The sequence below is a fragment of the Candidatus Bathyarchaeota archaeon genome (assembly GCA_025059045.1).
GTDB lineage: Archaea > Thermoproteota > Bathyarchaeia > Bathyarchaeales > DTEX01 > JANXEA01.
Genome location: JANXEA010000007.1, coordinates 94,854 through 111,238, shown reverse-complemented (window position 1 = coordinate 111,238; position 16,385 = coordinate 94,854). Strand labels below are relative to the sequence as shown.

Genomic DNA, 16,385 nt, shown 5'->3' with positions numbered 1-16,385 from the left:
CTTAGAATGCTGCAGGTACTGTTTTAGGTTCAATTTTTCATCTATATCTGAATCTTGATTTTAAAAACTTTTATTCTCGATTTTCGGTTTAATAATTCGACCAATCTTTTCTGCAAATGCAAAAATCATAAGTTACTGAAAACGATCACTCCAGAAAGCTAAGTGAGAAAATAACAAGTATACCTAATGTAAGGGATAACAGCTGAGTAGTAGACTTCAGCAGATTGGGCTCCTCCTTTCTTATTTCTGGAATCAAATCTGAACCGGCAATATAAATGAATGAGCCGGCCGCGAATGGCATCAAATAAGAGGTGAAACTATTAATCATTGTCCCCATCATCAGCGCTGCTATTGTACCGATAAGTGCCGTGAAGGCTGTTAGTAAATTGAACATAACAGCTTTCTTCTTGGTGAAACCTCCATAGATGAGGACCCCAAAGTCTCCCATTTCCTGTGGAATCTCATGGAACATAACAGCTAACGTAGTTGCCACACCAACAGAAGTGCCCATCATATAGCTACCACCAATAATCAAACCGTCAATAAAATTATGAACAGAGTCGCCAAAAAGGTTCACATACGCAAAGGAGTGAGGGTGCTCCTCAGACGTCGGAATGTGACAGTGTCTCCATTGGAAGAATTTTTCAACTATAAATGATGAAACTATGCCAAGTAGAATGAAGATGGATGTATCTGGAGTAAAACCACTATGCTCCCCTAACTCCGGAATAATATGTATAAATGCATCTCCAAATAAACCTCCGGCCGAAAAACTAACTAGATATAAAATAATATTCTTAAGATTCTCTTCGCTTATCAAAAAATAGAGTATGCCAACTAAAGAGAGCAGACTAACAAGAATAGAGCTGGAAACACCGTACAGCCAAACTGACATAAGCAAATCCGCCCTATTAGCACGTGATGAATATCGCATATTTTTTGATAATATTATTATTGAGGACTTGAATATTAACAGTAACGTTTAAGGGATCTTAACGGACATTTCCGCCGCGAGGTCATCAATCATGCGGGCACAAGCATTCAAGACTGTGGTTGATAAATATTTGATGGTTTGGCGAGCCACTTACGTAAAGCGTTTTTCACTTAGTCTTGACAGAGATAAGTGCATTGGATGTGATATTTGTCAAACGGTTTGTCCAAAAGAGGCGATAAAAATCGTTATACCTTCACGAGCTCATAACGCGAAACTAGGATGTTCAGTTATTGATATTGATGAAAACAGATGCAACTACTGCGGGATATGTAGCGCAATATGCCCCCGTGGCGCATTCAAGCTTAAAATTAATGAGATGGAGACGATTCCGGTTATTGAAAAAGAGGCTTTTCCGAAAATAATACGTCATATTGAGGTTATAGATGGCAAGTGCCCAAGAGATTGCGACATATGTGTAAAGGCATGTCCATTCAACCTCATAGAGGTCAAATTTGATGAAGAGAAAGGAAAGATAGAGGTCTTCATTGATAAGGAACATTGTCCAGCATGCCGCCTATGCGAAATAGCATGTCCTTACAATGCCATAACCGTGAAGAAAATCTTCTATGGATCCATCCGGATCAATATGGAGAGATGCAAAGAAGGATGCCACGATTGCGCAGATGTTTGTCCAATCCCAAATGTATTACAAGTTTTAAATAATGGAAAAGTAGAAGTAGATCAGACCTTTTGCATCTATTGCGGAGCATGTAAGGTTGTTTGTCCGGTCGATAGTGCATTAGAGTTCTCAAGAACATTCGTTTGCAGCACAGATGTCCACTCAGGCGCGTGGAATAAGGCATTAGAAAAACTAACATCGCCGAAAATCATGGCAAAAAAATTGTACAGTAGGCTCACGGCCAAAGCTCGCGATTCAGTTGACAGATTGCAGTAGTTTATCAGGTGAGATTGATGGAAAATGATTTGAGAATAGGGGTTTTTGTTTGTCATTGTGGACTAAATATAGCTGGAGTGGTTGACGTCCAAGCTGTAACTGAGTATGCGCGAAAACTTAAAGGAGTTGTATTTGCAACCGACAACCGCTACACATGTTCTGACCCTGGCCAAGATGAGATCCGTAAGGCAATAAGAGAACACAATTTGAATCGAGTGGTCGTTGCAGCATGCTCGCCAAGGATGCATGAATTTACATTCCGCCGAACAATTGCTGAAGCCGGTTTGAATCCATACCTTCTTGAGATGGCTAACATCCGTGAACAATGCTCTTGGTGCCATCAAAGCGCTCCCGATGAAGCGACTGAGAAGGCAAAGGAGATCGTGAAGATGGCTGTTGCTAAGGCTAGGCTCCTCGAGCCTCTGGCGCCAATGGAGGTTCCCGTGATAAATAGGGCCCTAGTAATTGGCGGCGGCATAGCAGGTATGAATGCAGCGTTGGACCTTGCAGAGATGGGTTTTAAGGTTTATCTTGTTGAAAAAGGCGAGAGTATAGGTGGGCACATGGCTCAGCTTGATAAGACGTTTCCAACGTTGGACTGTTCAATATGTATCGAAGGGCCTAGGATGGTAGATGTTTCACGCCATCCAAATATTGAACTGATTACCTTCGCGGAAGTTATCAATGTTGATGGTTATATAGGAAATTTCAGGGTTAAGATCAGAAAGAATCCACGTTATGTTATTGAAGAGAATTGCACTGGTTGCGGTGAGTGTCGAGATGTATGTCCAATTGAATATCCTAACGAGTGGGATGCGAATCTAGGGGTAAGAAAAGCCATTTCTGTCCCATTCGATCAAGCCGTTCCTTTAATCTATCGAATCAACAGGGACTATTGCATAGAATGTTACAAGTGTGTAGATGCCTGTGGACCTCGGAAGGCTATTGACTTTAGCCAAGAGGCTGAGGAGATCGAATTAGAGGTCGGAACAATAATTGTGGCAACTGGCTATGATATATACCTACCAAGTAAATGGAACATTTATGGATATGGGGAATATGATAACGTAATTACAAGCCTCGAGTTTGAGAGATTAATCCTAGCAGCTGGACCAACTGGCGGCCATGTTATCCGAGCTTCAGATGGGAAAAGGCCGAAAACAGTCGCGTTCATACAATGTGTAGGTTCCAGAGATGTAAACCTCCACTCCTACTGTTCAGGGTTCTGCTGTATGTATACTCTTAAGCATGTTGTTCAGCTCAAAGAACACTATGGAAGAGACGTTGAAGTATTCGTTTTCTATATCGACATGAGAACCAACTTTAAGGGATATGAAGAGTTTTATTCTAGGGCAAGGGAAATGGGGGTTAACTTTATTAGGGGAAGAGTTTCAAGGGTTGAGGAGATTCCTGTAAGCAAGAATCTCATAATCCATGCCGAAGATACGCTTCTAGGCGAACAGGTAAGATTAGAAGCTGAAATGGTAGTCCTAGCAACTGCTGCTATCCCAAGAAGAGATGCAGAGCAGATTTCAAAGATTCTTAATTTGACCCGTGGAACGGATGGTTTCTTTATGGAAAGCCATCCAAAGCTAAAGCCGATTGACACCCCAGTTGACGGCATATTCCTCGCAGGTGCCTGCCAAGGTCCAAAGGATATACCATACAGTGTCTCTCAGGGCAGCGCGGCAGCTGCGAGAGCTGCTACCATACTCTCTAAGCCAAAAGTTAAGATAGAGCCTATAGTCGCCATTGTCGATTCGGAGAAATGCAGGAATGTTAGGGTCAAATGTGGTGTTTGTGCAACCAAGTGTCCCTACGGTGCAATAAAAGTTGAAATTGGAAAACCAGCCGAAGTGAGGGTTGCCATGTGTCATGGATGTGGAACTTGTGTTGCAGAGTGTCCCTCCGATGCAATAACGCAAATGCATTTTACAGATGCGCAAATATTTGCGCAGATTGAAGCCGCCTTGGAGAATGATCCTGAGAGCAAAATCATAGGTTTCTGTTGCAATTGGTGTGCTTATGCTGGAGCAGATCTTGCGGGAACAAGCCGCTTCGAGTATCCAACAAATATTAGAATTATTAAGGTTATGTGCTCTGGAAGAGTAGATAGGGACTTTGTTCTAGAAGCCTTTAGAAGGGGGGCAGGTATGGTGCTCATTGGTGCATGCCACCTCCCATACGATTGCCACTACATTGACGGAAACTGGAAGATGAAGGCACGCATGGAGGCGCTGGGTAAGACGCTTGAAAAAATGGGGCTGACACCTGATAGATTTAGAGTGGAATTTATATCCGCTGCGGAGGGTATAAAGTTCGCAGAGACAGTAAAAGAGATGTATGAAAAGATGAAAGAACTGGGCATAGAAAGGATTAAGTCTGAAAATGAGAGGCTGAAGACGTATATAGATCAAATCTTTTCCCGAAAAGGTACGATGACCTAAACAAATTTGTTGCGGCTATTAAAGCATGCAAAAATATTTTTAAGCACCAGTTAGTCTAACATTTAAACATGTCTACAGTAACTCATGAAAGGGTAAGGAAAGAGATTTTAGAATACCTTTACAAGGCTTCTGTTGAAGGAATTAGCGATTGGGGTGTCGACAGGGACACTCTTCAAAGAGAACTTGGGATTCCTGAAAAGGACATGGATGCTAATATGCTCTATCTTGCTCGTAGAAACCTCGTACAACTTGTCGAAGCGCAAAATGTGTTGTGGCTATGGGCAAAAATAACATCCTTCGGAGCCGAAGTGATCAAGAACAAGAAATTGTATGAGAAGCAATTCCCCTTTCTCAGATCATAGGATGAATAAGTTTACAACTTAAAAAAATATCAGTGCGTAATAACTAGACGCTACTTCATTTGAGTAGTGTTCTAAAGGTTAGAATTATAACGTGATAGTGACATAATTTTTTGCGGTGACACCGCTGAACAGAATGAGACGTATCGCCATAGTTTTACTATTGGCTCTTTCATCCTCCTTGATTACAACATATACTTTTGAAGCCTACCGTATATTAGCATTAGATATCATAAATGAGGGTGAACCATTCTGGCGTACGTCACCTGCAGGTTCCCTCTTTCCTTGGCCAAAGAGGTCGGGAATGCTGCAAGCGTTATCTAATATGAGTGAGACAGACCGGTTTCTATATACCACTCTGCTCAAGTTTCCGATATTACCAATTCTGTGTGTTGTAGTCTGGGCCTTAACAATCACCATGACTATAATGACCTTAACATTAAAACCTTCCAGAAACGGCAAAGATTCGGAAGGCATTAGATATTAGGGAAAGGGCTCATTAACCTCCGTGCGTTACCGGGATGATTATGATCTCATCATCGTCTTTTATTTTAGTATTCAAGCCATCTAGAACACTTATCTCCTTTCCGTTCACGAGAATCAGAGCATTGGGTCGTGGATCTTCCAAATCGGGATCAAGCAATGCCTTCTTTAAGTTGGGATAAAGCTCAACTAATTTCTTTATCAAATCACTTAATACCCCTCCATTAAAGCTTAAGAATAGTTCTCCCAAACCGACGACCTTTTTGAAAACGCCTAGAAATTTAAGGTAGACCATGAGGTCCACAATCACACCTTTAGTGATCTAATCATTTTATATCTTACGTCATAAGCATTTCAATTTATGTTTTCTTCATCTCAAATTTTTGTGAGATCTGGTGTTGACGTGGATGGATCGAGCTGAAAGTCAAATGCTTAAAGAGATAAACGAAAAATCAAAGATGGGGCCTCATGCCAAAGGCATATACACACTCATAATCTACATTTCAAATGATTGCAGTCTTAAAGTAGGAAGACTTGGTGAACGATTCTTTATGAGAGGATACTATGCTTATACTGGCTCAGCTTTAGGGCGTGGAGCTTTTAGCTTGTTTGGGCGTCTTAGGAGGCACATGATAAAAAATAAGCATATGAGGTGGCATATTGATCATCTTTTATCCCATAAAGATGCCCGAATAGTCTCGATAGTTGCGGTTCAAACTGACCAGAAAATTGAATGTGATGTAAATCTCCGTTTATTTGAGATGCTTCATGCGAGTATAATTGTTCCAAAATTCGGAGCAACAGATTGCAAGTTAAAATGCAGAAGTCACTTAATATATCTAGGGCTAGAAAAAGACCAGAAGCGTAGATTATTCCAGACATATAAGGACTTGTTCGCTGAGAAGGCCATTATTATAGAATTAGGAAATGATCTATGATCCAGCTAATTTGCTGTGAGACAGCATATTGGAGGGAAAATTGTTGGAAATAATAGTAAAGGAGGGAAGGATCGAAAATTTAAGCAGCATTTATGAAATTGAGGTTGAGTGTTTTGGAGAGGAAGCCTTCCCAAGAGCGATGATAGAGTATGCTGTCCGTTCCAGCGGAAATTCTAAGACATACATCGCATTTTTTGGCGATAAACCTGTCGGTTTCATTATCGGACGTATATACCGAGATAGGGATAAGCCGGTTGGCGTCATCTACACGCTGGATGTGAAGGCTGATTTTAGGAGGAGAGGTATTGGAACTAGGCTTCTACACACGCTTGAGAATGCATTCTTGAAAGATGGTGCTGAATTATGTCGGTTAGAGGTCAGCATCAAAAATATTGAAGCCCTGAATTTGTACATGAAATTTGGGTATAAGAAGATCCGTGTTCTGCACAATTATTATGGCAGAGGCCATGATGGAATTCTGTTGGAAAAGCGTTTGAAGCAGGAATGATAAAGAATAAGGCTATTATACTCCACGGTTATACTTTAGACATAGATGAGGAGAACAATTATGAAAAACTGCTTAAATTGTGTAGGGAATTCCCTGATGATGCCTACTACTGTCCTTATTGCGGTGTTTCTGTAAAGAAGATAGAAAGAGAGGCATACTCAATATCATCGGTGGACCTGGTTAAGAAGATTAAAGAACTTATCCGCGAAGGTAATGTTACGAGGATCATCGTAAAAACTGAGCGGGGGGAGACGCTGCTTGACATGCCGATGACCGTTGGATTGATAGGAACTGTACTTGCACCGTGGATGGCAGCTCTCGGCGTAATCGCCGCATTAGTCATAAATTGTAATATAATTGTTGAAAGAAAAGAGCCTAAAAGTCAAGATTAATCATGCCATTTAAATTCTAGTAGCCCATAGTCACGTCACGAAAAATTTAAATTGCAACTCAATCGCTTAGAAAAAGATGTAGGTGATGATTCAATGTCGGGATGCGCTAAGAAAGGAAAGAAGAAGGAAGAGAAGAAAGAGGAAGAGAAAAAGACCTGCAGTTCAAAGTAAACACATATCTTTCCCTTACTATTTTTTTGGAACTCGACTGGCAGATGTGACTTGTTATGAGGAAATCAGTCCTGCGTAATTTCCTAGATTCTTATTCTAAGAGGCGTCAACTCCATTTCTATGAGAACTCCGTAGCAAGATACAAAGATTGCATTTTCTTCCTAATTCGTGAAGATTTGGACAGGAGGATCATTATCCTTCATCCCTTAAGATCAGCTACAAGTAAACTCATCGAAGAGTTCGAATCTTCTGAAACTGGTCAATTCATGGATCCCATCACAAGGGAGACTTTTGCCTACAATGTTTGTCCATGCAACCATCATAATGCTAACCTCATACGCAAGGTCTTTGATTTTACTAGGCCTCGGCTGGGTAATATCGGACCAGCAATAGGAACAGGAGACCGTATTGGTCTGGCAACACCAGGCCACGTTAGGGCCATTAAAAATTTCTCCGTCTTCCCCATATTTGCGCAGCAGTCTGTTCGAGAGATGCAGAGAACCGAGAGAACACCCGAAGATGTTCTTGACGACGTAACATGGGGAGTCTTTCAGGAGGGATATCGTAAGGGCTTTGGCGCAGATGCTGATCACTTGAAATCATTAGAGGATATCGACTCTGCAGTAAAGATCGGATTCAGGATGTTTACTATTGACCCTTCAGATTATGTTGACAATCAGGCTGACGTTTATAGCCCTGAAATTTTAATGGATAAGTTTAAGGCCTTGCCGTGGAGAGAAATTAAGTGCAATATGAATCGATTTTTGGAGATTTACCTTGATAAGGAATATAAACTTCAATCTTCTGGCGAATATTATGTCCTTCGATTCTCAGAAGAGAATCTCATGCGGGCCGCCGTAAAATATTCTAAAGCAATTCTTTTCACTAAAAAGGCATTCTCATATCTAAAGAAGTCTTTTGGCCGTAAGAGATTCGATCTTGAAATGTCAATCGATGAGACGGAAACTCCGACTTCACCGTTAGAGCACTTTTTCATAACATCTGAGCTAAAAAGGCTTAAGGTGAGGTTCACAGGGTTGGCGCTGAGGTTCATAGGAAGATTTGAAAAGGCAATCGACTATATTGGCGACATTAAAGAGTTCGAGGAGACATTCAAGCGTCACGTGATTATTGCTAGGGCGATGGGTCCATACAAGATAAGCATCCATTCCGGCAGCGATAAATTCGCCATCTATCCCATCCTTGGCAAGTACGCGTCGGACATCGTTCACTTAAAAACTGCTGGCACAAGCTATTTGGAGGCTCTACGCATAGTAGCTAGGCATGATCCAAGCCTCTTTCGTGAGATAGTGGCATATAGCTTAAGAACCTTTGAGAGAGATAGGAAGAGCTATCATGTCAGCACCGATCTATCTAAGATTCCGGATGCTGCAGATGTTCCCGACGAGGATTTAGAGAAAACTTTTCTCGAGGAGAATAATGCTAGGCAGCTTTTGCACATAACTTATGGATCAATTCTTACGGCAAGATCTGATGGGAAATGGTTATTCAGGGATAGATTAAGGAGACTTCTGATCCAGTATGAGGAAGAACATTACAATACTGTCGCGGAGCACATATGCCGCCATGCAAAGCTCATATGGGGATAAGGTTATGAATGAAAATTGCAAAATATGTGCAGTTTGGCGGAAATGTCTACTAGGATCTAAATAGAAGTTTTGCGTTTCTCCACTGCTCCCGCGCAATTTTAAGGTTGCCTATAACCCCTGCATGTATGGAATAAAAGATATAGCAAAGATATGTACATTGAGTGCATCTACTATATGTCTTTCTCAACTCCTCAAACTCTTGGCTATTCCATAGTTTGGGGAGCTCAAATATTGTGGTAACTGGTTTGTGTAGATGGCAGCCGGAAACATTGCCCAGATGATCCACAACTAGAAAACTCCTGAGTGCTTGGCATTTCCATTTTCTCCTCCCGCTCTTATAGAGTTCCTTCATTGCATCAAGAATTTCATCCGTCATCAATATTGTTTGTTTTTTCCTTTTCATAGATGCCAGTTCGTCACAAAGTTTAATCATGTATTCCCTATCAGCTATCGCGAATTCATCTCTAAATTTGCCGATCTTGAAAAGCTGACTTCCATCTGTCGAAAGATCATAAGAGTAAAGGCAATACCAAAGTGGGATCCCTTTCCGCGAAAAATATTCTGTAATGTCTATAATTTCATATAGGTTTAATTGGGATATTGTCGGCGTCACGCTGACGTTTATCCCTTCCTCATGAAGCTTGTTGACGCTCTCCATCGCGTTCTCCCAAGCGCCTTTTACACCCTTAATATAATCATTATTTGCCGGATCAAGACTGTCGATAGAAATCGCGACAAAGTCAGCTTTGCGGAGAGCATCTATCTTTTTTGCAGCCATGCTTCCGTTATCATAGACGGTTGTCACAAAATAGCGGGATGCATAATCTATGATATCGCCTATGTCATCTCTCAGGAGCGGGTTTCCTCCCGAAAAGACTATTTCAACTGTGCCTAAATCTCTGAGGATATCTAAGCCTTTCTTAATCTCCTCCGTTGACATTTCACGGTTACTTGGTTCGTTCCAGACATTACATCCTTGACAATGATAGTTACATCTCCTCGTAAGCATCCATTGGACATGATATGGTCTGTTAGGCGTTAACGAACGCCGGATGATACTAGCGGCTTTCCCAAGATCCATGACCAAACCATGTCCACCGCATTTCTTCCCAATTGAAGATGTAATAAAAAACTTGCAGAGATAAATTTATGCTTAAACCAATATTACCCCTTTCTGCCTGTGACTGTTTTGATACCCAGCCACTGGGTTGCAATGAAACCAGCAAGAAACCTAAACCAAACAGTATTAATTCTTATTAATACAGTAGCAGCGGCGCTAATGTGAAGCGGTACGTTAAAGACCCCGAAGAGTGTAGTCATAGCGACTTCTGTTACTCCTACCTCAGCAGGTACTCCAACAGGGATAGATTTTATTGCAATAACTAATGAATAGACCGTGAAGAGCACTGGCCAGTCAAGACATTTTTGGCCAATAGCCAGAAAGACGATATAGTAAACTGAGATCCCAAATAACCATGCGAGCAATGAGAATCCGATTGGCAAAAGAAGATCAGTTTGACGTTTGCCAAAGATCTTTATAGACTCATGGAAAGCAGTTACTTCCCTAAATGCCTTCTCTCTCCATTCTTGAATTTTCCATTTTCGACCTCCGATAATTTCTAAAAGCATGAATAATCGGTTAACAATGCCTCGAGTCCAGTTTTCCCTTAAACATATGATGACAATGATGAGCAGAAAAAGCGTTGCTGCGGTCATCACCAAAATAATCAGGTATTGAACGAGGCTATTGAGAAAAAAATTCCCAATAACCAAAGGTATTATTCCAATTAACAATCCAACAATTATGAGAACCATCCCGAGAATCCTTTGGATTACGACTGACGCCGTAGCCTTACCCGCGTCGATCCCCTCACGTGAAATAAGAAATATTCTGGTTACTTCCCCGCTTAAAGACTCTGCAGGCACAAGCAGATCTACAAAGTTACTTATCCAGGAATAGATGAAGGTTTTCTTGAAGCCTATCTTCACAGAGAGAGAATTTAGAAAGTATTGCCATGCAAGTGCAAAAAATATCATTTCCAAAACATTTGACCCTAACGAAATTAAATAGATGAATAAATCGACTTGCCTGAATATTTCAGCCATCTCTTGGATGTCAACGAAGTAGATTATGTACAGAATGAATGCGAGCAGCCCTAGGATTAGAAGCGGAATCGTCTTAGCTAAGTTTCCACGTTCAAATGGCAATCTCTTGCACCAGTCACTTAATGGATAGCGGAGAAAAGCATTATTATGTTTTGTCCAAAAATCCCTGTTGCCTCTCGAAATGTCTATCGACACTGTTAAATCCGGTCTAAAATAACTTACTTTATTATTGGTGAATCCTACGGAAGGAAGTCTTAGAAGGAGAGAAGATTTGCCGTTTAATGAAGAATACTATAGAGATCGGATGTATTCTCGCAGAGAGCAGCTAATTAGAAGGCATATCCTCGATGTCATTCGATGGGGGGCTAAAATCTCAAGATGCAACCTTCTTGATGGAAACGGAAGAAGTGCCTTAGATGTAGGTTGCGCCTATGGCTATGGGGTCGACGTACTCCAGTCTTTGGGTTACAATGCTTTCGGAGTCGATATATCGCGATATGCTATAAGAAGGGCTAAGAAGACTGTGCTAGGAGAATTTATAGTCTGTGACGTTCAAAAGGGTCTACCCTTTGAGGAGGATTCTTTTGATCTCTCATTATGCATTGGTCTCGTAGAGCATCTTCACGACCCCCTTAAAGCCATAATGAATGTATTGTCTTGCTGCCGCGGCATCGTTCTTCTAACCACGCCGAATAGGTTCGTCGAGAAGCCTATCAAAAAGATCATTGGCAATTATGATGAGACACATATTAATGTTAGGAGCGAAAGTGAATGGAGAAGGAATCTTTCGAACATTGGTTGCTCGTCATTCCATATTGAGTCAGTCCTGGACGCAAGCTTAATGGCTGGAAATAGGCTTTTATTCTTCAAATCTTTTAAAGCTCCTATTCTTGGTTTAGATTTAAGGATTATAATTAAGAAGTGATACGGGATAAGCGTAGATGAACAAGATAGATGTAGTGATGCTTACAAAGAATAGTCAGCGTTGGCTTGAAGAATGCGTTAGATCTGTGTATGCAAACATACCGGTAAATAGGCTCATTGTTATTGACGGGTACTCAACGGACGGGACACTTACGATACTAAAAAAGTTTGATACAAAATATGGCAACGTCAAGATTATCCAAGAGTTCGGTACCCGTGGAAAGGCTAGGAATATTGGAATACGGGAGGTTGAGACTGACTGGTTCATGTTCGTGGACAGCGACGTAATATTATGTGACGGATGGTTCAATAAGGCGTGGAACCATGTTAGAGAGGACACTGGGGCCGTATGGGGCGCGGACATACCGGGCGAGATCAATAATAATTTTTTGAGGAAAGTTTTTCAGTGCATGGAGACTAGGGTTTTTGCCATTAGAGGCGGATGCCAGGACACGCTCATAAGATATGATGCAGTAAAGGACATAAAGATCCCTGAAGAACTGCATACCCTTGAGGATGCCTACATAAAGGAGTGGATCCTCTCGAAGGGCTTTAGGGTTGTTGTAAGCTTCGACGCCTACTGCAAGCATTTCAAAGAAATAGGTAATCTGGTATCTAGGGAAAACCGATTGGCGACCATCAACGAGTTTAAGCGGATGAGATATATGCAAGAACGCATGGTCTATGCAGCCATATTTGCAGCAGCATGGTTTGCGCAAGAAGCAAGTCGGAGAAGAAAGAATTGAAGATCAAAATTGGGAAGAGAGAGTTATGGTCGAAAAACCCTCTCAACCATTAATTGATGTGGTCATGCTGACCAAGAATAGCGAGAGGATACTTAAGGAATGCGTCCAATCAATATATAAGAATGTCCCTGTAAGGCGGTTGATCATTATAGACGGATTCTCAACTGACAACACTATAAAGATTATAAACGGTTTTCAACGCCAACATGAGAATATCGTGTTAATCCAGCAGGAGGGAACAAGGGGGATGGCGCGGCAGAGGGCGCTCAGTGAGGTTGAGACTGACTGGTTCATGTTCGTGGACAGCGACGTAATATTATGTGACGGATGGTTCGAGAAAGTAAAGAACATTATGGATGACGATCGTGTTGGTGCAATATGGGGGATGGAAATATGGTCTGTACTGCTTAATTCTAGAATGTTAGGCTTATTTGAAAGGGTGAACTTGAAGATCTTCAATAGGCGCGGTGGAACCCATGATCTACTTGTTAGAAGAGAAGCCATCAAAGGTATCAGGATACCGCCACATCTCCATACATACGAAGACTCATTCATCAGGTCTTGGATTCATAAAAATGGATATCGCGTAATCCCTGTTTATGACCCCTACTGCATTCATTACAGACCTGAAAACGTATGGACAGTGAGTGGGAGTATGAATTTAATAATTCAGGATATCAGGTATGCGATTCACCATCCGCAACTCATACTCTCTTACGCATTCTTCACCCTAATCGTATTGCAGCAGATAATTTTACGGAAGATCAAACGTACTCTCTGACATCTTAATTAATTAAAGTGGACACTACTTATAGAAGTATTGTTGCCTAAGGCGTGAGGATTCTAGGATTAATAAAAATTTAAATCGTAATGGAGAGAGAAACTATTATTGTAATTGTTTTAGGTGAGGATTTTTGGAGATTAAATCTGTAAGGATTGAGACGCCGAAAGAATGCAACGTTATCATAGGCATGTCTCATTTCATAAAGACTGTTGAGGACATTTATGAAGCAATGGTCAATTCGGTGCCCGGCATCAGGTTTGGTCTGGCCTTTTGTGAGAGTAGCGGAGAATGTCTCGTAAGAGTGGATGGCACGGATGAGGATCTTAAGAAGGCTGCAGCTGAGAATATGCTTAGGCTTGGTTGTGGGCATTCCTTTCTCATTTTTCTACGGGGGGCCTACCCGATTAATGTTCTGAATGCTATTAAGAGGGTTCCAGAGGTTTGTACAATCTATGCTGCCACCGCGAATCCTCTAGATGTGATTGTCGCTGAAACCGAGAGTGGAAGGGGGATTTTAGGCGTCATTGATGGCTTTAAGCCTCGTGGAATCGAGGATGAGAAGGGGGTTGAGTGGCGGAAGAATCTTTTGAGAAGGTTGGGGTATAAGAGATGACGACTGAGGCATTGCAGATTCTTCAACTCTTTGACGTTTGGAAAGCATATAATGGTGTGCAGGCTCTAAGGGGGCTTAATCTAGAAGTTTTGAGGGGAGAGATCTTTGGGCTTGTTGGGCCGAATGGCGCTGGTAAGACAACCGCCCTTAAAATAATTGTCGGGCTTCTGAAAATGGATAGGGGGGCGGTTAGAGTTAATGGCGTAAATATTGAAGATGAACCTATACAATACAAGAGGTTCATCGGGTATGTGCCGGAGGTTGTCACTCTCCCAGATTATCTTACCATAGAAGAGTTTCTCATATATTCGGGGAGAATTAGGGGTGTTCCAGACGAGGAGATAAGAGAGAGAATGAATTTCTACATTAACGAATTTGATCTAAGCGATAAGGGGAAGACCCTGATCCTTGGCCTATCAAAAGGTATGAGGCAAAAGGTTGCCGTTGCATCAGCCCTTATTCATGATCCTGAACTACTCATCTTGGATGAGCCGTTAGTGGGAATCGACCCGGCTGGGCAGCATAAGCTCAAAGAACTTTTTAGTGAAAGGATTGAGAGAGGAAAAACTGTCTTCATATCCACTCACATGCTTGATACCGCTGAAAGAATCTGTAACAGGGTTGCAATCATTCATAAGGGAAAGAATGTAGCGGCTGGAGATCTAAGAAGTCTACGGGAGATGTCCAGGTCTGGGGAGAGTTCCACATTGGAGGAGGTCTTTCTTAAACTCACTGAGGAGGCGGAAAAGGAATCGCAGATCCAGACTTCAGAGGAACCACTTAAGAAGAGACCCAGCCTTTGGCACAGGTTTAGGAAAGTGTGATGATGCGCATTCTCTGGAGTATTTTCAGATTCAAGCTTAAAGTTTTCCTTGGAACGTTAAGGGCGTCAAAGGCGAATATGGCTCTAACCATCTTTTGGGTCGTGTATTTCCTTTTCGCAAGTGCGGGTATGGCTTTTGCAGCGGCAAATGCTATTAAGACCGGAATTAATCTGCTCCCATATATTGACCAACTGTCGGCATTTCTCAGCTTTTTCATCATCATTACAATACTAACTTCGTTTAGGGGCATGATGGTTTTTGAATATGAGTATGATGTGATTCTAACTTCACCTGTTTCTCCACGAACATACTTGGTTGCCAGCATACTTTCCGATCTGGTCATGTATTCAATCTTCTACTTTGTGTGTTTCGCCATCCTGCCTCTCGCATCGGTTATGTTGAGCGTATCAGTGTCGACGCTGGTCATTACCTTGGCTCTCTCTTTCCTTTTCCTTTTTTCGCTTATCTTCCTGAAGATCTTCTTTTCGATACTTAGGTCGATAGGTCATAGGCTGTTGGCGAATACTCTCTCCGCTGGGATTCTTGCAATATTTGTCATGCCTGCCTTCAATTTTATTGGATACTTTCCAATTGGCTATGGAGATATTCCACTTCCCTCATCGATCTTAGCTCGGTCTATCATAAACCTTCTATATGATAGGCCGCCGCCTCTTGAGTCAGTAATTGGGCTCTTAACTTTCTTCATTATGACGTTTCTGCCGTTTCTGTCTGCATCTTCAAAAAACTTCTTTCCATACACAAAGCCCACACCCTTAATATCTCCCTTCGACACTTCGATGAGGATGCAAAACATTCGATTCCAGACTTCAGTTAGGCAGTATTCAAAGATCGGCGGGTTAAGAATCACTTTAGGCTTCACCCCAAAGCCATTGATTCTATTCCTCATGAAGAAGGAGTTTATCAGGATGGCTAGGGATGGCAGCCTTTTCGGAACCCTACTCATATTTATCATCTACGTCGCCATATTTTTCGGTACGGGGTTAAGGAATGCGCCTGTATCCATCGCACCTTTCTTACTCATCTTTTATTCATTTCTCGTCCCCAACATTCTTGCGAGCCAGTGGAGGCTTGGGGAATTCAATAATCTTTGGATACCTCTCACCACGATTGATGGTCTTGAAAAAACTTTGAAGGCGCTACTCTACGATTTAATCCTGCTATCCTATGCAATTCCGCAAATAATCCTCACAGCATTATATGCAGCAAGCCTCTTCTCACTAAGGGATAGTTTGACGTACACTGTGGTGATCGCTTCGAACTCGCTAATAGGCTGCTCATTAAATCTTTACACCATCATACATTTTATTAGTAAGTCCAGAAAACCTGTATCTTCACTTCTCCTAGCACTTCTCACGATGATTCTATATGGTCTACTGCTCTCTCCTGTATTTACCTATATGATTATTATGTCAATCCTTAATATCGACCTGGTCACTAATATGATCGTGTCTCCCGTCATCATGCTATACTCATATCTTGTTTACCATTTTCTCTCCAAAAGATTAACCACGGAATCTTTAAAGATAGAGATCTAATAATTAGGTGGGCCGAGAGTTAATCAAGGAGAAGA

General features: G+C 41.7%; 19 protein-coding genes. 13 read left to right on the top strand and 6 right to left on the bottom strand.

Going from position 1 to position 16,385, the window contains the following annotated elements:
• Window positions 1-145: 145 nt before the first annotated feature.
• A complete protein-coding gene (locus tag NZ952_02000) occupies window positions 146-895 on the bottom strand; it encodes a ZIP family metal transporter (protein ID MCS7119964.1) in 750 nt (249 codons plus the stop codon).
• 130 nt (window positions 896-1,025) lie between these two features.
• Here NZ952_02000 and NZ952_01995 point away from each other — a divergent pair, with 130 nt between their 5' ends.
• The 3 genes from NZ952_01995 (at window position 1,026) to NZ952_01985 (ending at window position 4,698) form a co-directional block, all read left to right on the top strand.
• Window positions 1,026-1,889 carry a 4Fe-4S binding protein gene (locus NZ952_01995; GenBank protein MCS7119963.1) on the top strand — a complete coding sequence of 288 codons (864 nt, stop codon included), beginning with the start codon at window positions 1,026-1,028 and terminating at the stop codon, window positions 1,887-1,889.
• 17 nt (window positions 1,890-1,906) lie between these two features.
• Entirely contained in the window at window positions 1,907-4,336 is a 2,430-nt protein-coding gene (gene hdrA2 / locus NZ952_01990; GenBank protein ID MCS7119962.1) for a CoB-CoM heterodisulfide reductase HdrA2, read from the top strand.
• Between the two features lie 68 nt (window positions 4,337-4,404).
• Window positions 4,405-4,698 carry a hypothetical protein gene (locus tag NZ952_01985; protein MCS7119961.1) on the top strand — a complete coding sequence of 98 codons (294 nt, stop codon included), beginning with the start codon at window positions 4,405-4,407 and terminating at the stop codon, window positions 4,696-4,698.
• A 496-nt stretch (window positions 4,699-5,194) separates the two neighbouring features.
• Here the strand turns inward: NZ952_01985 and NZ952_01980 are convergent, their stop codons facing one another.
• A complete protein-coding gene (locus NZ952_01980; protein MCS7119960.1) occupies window positions 5,195-5,473 on the bottom strand; it encodes a MoaD family protein in 279 nt (92 codons plus the stop codon).
• A 112-nt stretch (window positions 5,474-5,585) separates the two neighbouring features.
• Between NZ952_01980 and NZ952_01975 the strand changes: the two genes are divergently transcribed.
• The 4 genes from NZ952_01975 to NZ952_01960 all read left to right on the top strand — a co-directional run bounded on the left by NZ952_01975 (window position 5,586) and on the right by NZ952_01960 (window position 8,797).
• Complete coding sequence (locus NZ952_01975) at window positions 5,586-6,116, top strand: GIY-YIG nuclease family protein (protein MCS7119959.1); 531 nt, start codon at window positions 5,586-5,588, stop codon at window positions 6,114-6,116.
• A gap of 43 nt (window positions 6,117-6,159) precedes the next feature.
• Complete coding sequence (locus NZ952_01970) at window positions 6,160-6,624, top strand: GNAT family N-acetyltransferase (protein MCS7119958.1); 465 nt, start codon at window positions 6,160-6,162, stop codon at window positions 6,622-6,624.
• The gene (locus NZ952_01965; GenBank protein ID MCS7119957.1) at window positions 6,621-7,016 is read left to right on the top strand and encodes a DUF4342 domain-containing protein; all 396 of its coding nucleotides are present in this window, start codon (window positions 6,621-6,623) and stop codon (window positions 7,014-7,016) included. Before NZ952_01970 ends, NZ952_01965 begins: the two co-directional genes overlap by 4 nt.
• A gap of 227 nt (window positions 7,017-7,243) precedes the next feature.
• Complete coding sequence (locus tag NZ952_01960) at window positions 7,244-8,797, top strand: tagaturonate epimerase family protein (GenBank protein ID MCS7119956.1); 1,554 nt, start codon at window positions 7,244-7,246, stop codon at window positions 8,795-8,797.
• A gap of 49 nt (window positions 8,798-8,846) precedes the next feature.
• On the opposite strand, the gene NZ952_01955 is transcribed toward NZ952_01960, so the two are convergent.
• Window positions 8,847-9,806: a radical SAM protein gene (locus NZ952_01955; GenBank protein ID MCS7119955.1), complete on the bottom strand. Its 960-nt coding sequence runs from the start codon at window positions 9,804-9,806 to the stop codon at window positions 8,847-8,849.
• 155 nt (window positions 9,807-9,961) lie between these two features.
• The gene (locus NZ952_01950; GenBank protein MCS7119954.1) at window positions 9,962-11,005 is read right to left on the bottom strand and encodes a flippase-like domain-containing protein; all 1,044 of its coding nucleotides are present in this window, start codon (window positions 11,003-11,005) and stop codon (window positions 9,962-9,964) included.
• A gap of 169 nt (window positions 11,006-11,174) precedes the next feature.
• On the opposite strand from NZ952_01950, the gene NZ952_01945 reads away from it, so the two are divergent.
• The 5 genes from NZ952_01945 to NZ952_01925 all read left to right on the top strand — a co-directional run bounded on the left by NZ952_01945 (window position 11,175) and on the right by NZ952_01925 (window position 14,794).
• The gene (locus NZ952_01945) at window positions 11,175-11,828 is read left to right on the top strand and encodes a class I SAM-dependent methyltransferase (GenBank protein ID MCS7119953.1); all 654 of its coding nucleotides are present in this window, start codon (window positions 11,175-11,177) and stop codon (window positions 11,826-11,828) included.
• A 16-nt stretch (window positions 11,829-11,844) separates the two neighbouring features.
• Entirely contained in the window at window positions 11,845-12,573 is a 729-nt protein-coding gene (locus tag NZ952_01940; GenBank protein MCS7119952.1) for a glycosyltransferase family 2 protein, read from the top strand.
• The gene (locus NZ952_01935) at window positions 12,539-13,354 is read left to right on the top strand and encodes a glycosyltransferase family 2 protein (protein MCS7119951.1); all 816 of its coding nucleotides are present in this window, start codon (window positions 12,539-12,541) and stop codon (window positions 13,352-13,354) included. Before NZ952_01940 ends, NZ952_01935 begins: the two co-directional genes overlap by 35 nt.
• A gap of 133 nt (window positions 13,355-13,487) precedes the next feature.
• The gene (locus NZ952_01930; GenBank protein MCS7119950.1) at window positions 13,488-13,970 is read left to right on the top strand and encodes an adenosine-specific kinase; all 483 of its coding nucleotides are present in this window, start codon (window positions 13,488-13,490) and stop codon (window positions 13,968-13,970) included.
• A complete protein-coding gene (locus NZ952_01925; GenBank protein ID MCS7119949.1) occupies window positions 13,967-14,794 on the top strand; it encodes an ABC transporter ATP-binding protein in 828 nt (275 codons plus the stop codon). Before NZ952_01930 ends, NZ952_01925 begins: the two co-directional genes overlap by 4 nt.
• Here NZ952_01925 and NZ952_01920 read toward each other — a convergent pair.
• Entirely contained in the window at window positions 14,781-15,137 is a 357-nt protein-coding gene (locus tag NZ952_01920; GenBank protein MCS7119948.1) for a hypothetical protein, read from the bottom strand. The genes NZ952_01925 and NZ952_01920 overlap by 14 nt on opposite strands.
• 252 nt (window positions 15,138-15,389) lie before the next feature.
• The gene (locus tag NZ952_01915; GenBank protein MCS7119947.1) at window positions 15,390-15,758 is read right to left on the bottom strand and encodes a hypothetical protein; all 369 of its coding nucleotides are present in this window, start codon (window positions 15,756-15,758) and stop codon (window positions 15,390-15,392) included.
• On the opposite strand from NZ952_01915, the gene NZ952_01910 reads away from it, so the two are divergent.
• The gene (locus NZ952_01910; GenBank protein MCS7119946.1) at window positions 15,721-16,350 is read left to right on the top strand and encodes a hypothetical protein; all 630 of its coding nucleotides are present in this window, start codon (window positions 15,721-15,723) and stop codon (window positions 16,348-16,350) included. The genes NZ952_01915 and NZ952_01910 overlap by 38 nt on opposite strands.
• Window positions 16,351-16,385 lie beyond the last annotated feature (35 nt).